1 protein-coding gene is annotated in these 639 nt (G+C 28.3%); it reads right to left on the minus strand.

What is annotated here, in order from left to right:
* Nucleotides 1-327 (minus strand): ATP-binding cassette domain-containing protein (locus HMPREF9131_RS04445; protein WP_009345647.1); only part of this gene is annotated, 327 nt, incomplete at its 3' end.
* Nucleotides 328-639: the final 312 nt, after the last annotated feature.

Raw genomic sequence — 639 nt, forward strand, 5'->3', positions numbered from 1 at the left:
GACTTCTTCCATATCAACCTCATAAACAGAAGCAATAAAATTTAAGTACTTAATGCCTGTCATAAACTCATAAAGTTCGGGATTGTCAGGAATATAAGCTGTTATTTTTTTACATTCAATTGGGTTTTTCACAACATCCATGCCATCAATCTTAATCTGGCCTTTTTCAAAATCATTAATCCCAACAATACACTTAATAGTAGTCGTTTTACCAGCACCATTCTTGCCGATAAAAGCAAAAATATCACCAGCAAGAACTTCTAAATTAATTCCTTTTAATATATTTTTATTTCCATAAGATTTATATAAATCTTTAATCTCTAGCATAATCACCCTCCTTTTTAACATGTTAATATATAGATAAACAAAAGTAAATGTATTTTCTCCAATTCTATTATCATTTTCTCTTTGCCAATAAAAAATGCCCTGATTTTATCAGAGCATTAATATTACAGATTAAAATTAATCAGCAATTATTAAGTTTAGAAAAGATTATTTACTTTTCTTTTCTTGTGAAGCCTTATTATTTCCTTTGTTTTGATTTTTTTCAGCGTTTTTTTCTTGTGCATTTGTTTCTTTGTTTGCACCTTCAGAGGCTTGTGAATTTTCTTTTGTGGCATCTTGTTTTACTTTGCCATA

It is taken from the genome of Peptoniphilus sp. oral taxon 836 str. F0141 (assembly GCF_000179335.1).
Taxonomy (GTDB): Bacteria; Bacillota; Clostridia; order Tissierellales; family Peptoniphilaceae; genus Peptoniphilus_A; species Peptoniphilus_A lacrimalis.